This is a genomic window from Novosphingobium sp. 11B, assembly GCF_054589055.1.
The window spans coordinates 20473-21286 of record NZ_BAAILP010000284.1 but is presented as its reverse complement, the minus strand read 5'-3'; the positions used below and the strand labels follow the sequence as shown (position 1 = coordinate 21286).

1 protein-coding gene is annotated in these 814 nt (G+C 67.6%); it reads right to left on the bottom strand.

The genetic code is table 11. The features are described 5' to 3' along the window. Positions 1-106: 106 nt before the first annotated feature. A complete protein-coding gene (locus ACYPYD_RS24430) occupies positions 107-754 on the bottom strand; it encodes a glutathione S-transferase family protein (RefSeq protein ID WP_459666021.1) in 648 nt (215 codons plus the stop codon). Positions 755-814 lie beyond the last annotated feature (60 nt).

Genomic DNA, 814 nt, shown 5'->3' with positions numbered 1-814 from the left:
CAATCCAGGGCCGTGCAAACCGCCCTGGATTGCTTCGCTGCGCTCGCAATGACGAAGGGAGGGGCGATCCATTGTCTTTACTGCTCAGCGCTGCGGATTCGATCGCTTACCGCCCGGCCTGTTCGAACACCGCCAACTGCGCCGCGAAGGCGCGCTGGAAGGCGGGGCGGGCCTCGCCGCGTGCGACGTAGGCGCGGATCGTTGGGAAGTCCTCCAGCAGCTCTGTGCTTGCGAGGCGGCGCAGTACAGAGATCGTCATCAGGTCGCCCGCGCTGAAGGCACCGTCCAGCCATTCCGTATCGCCCAGCCGCGCGGCGAGGTCTCCGAGGCGCGTGTGCACCCGGGCATCGAGCATGGTCAGGCGCTCCTCGTGCCAGGGCTTGTCGCTCTCGAACAGGGCGGCCATCGAGCGTTCGACGATCGGCGGTTCCAGCGTGGAAAGCGCGGCGAAAATCCATGTGACCGCGCGGGTGTGAGCTTCCGGGTTCTCCGGCAGCAGCCCGGTATGGCTCTGCGCGAGGTGCAGCACGATGGCGCCCGATTCGAACAGCACGAGGCCGCCTTCCTCATACGTCGGGATCTGGCCGAAAGGGTTGCGGGCGCGGTGTGCGGCCTCCTTCATCGCCGGGAACGAGACGAGGCGTACGGTGTAAGGCTGTGCAACTTCCTCCAGCGCCCAGCGGACCGGCATGTCCCGCGCAAGGCCGCGGCCGCGGTCGGGGGAGGTTTCGAAGACGGTGAGGGTGGGCAGCATCGCGGGTGGCTCCGGTTTGGGAGCGATGATGCGCCTGATGGGGATTGGGGCGCAAGGGGG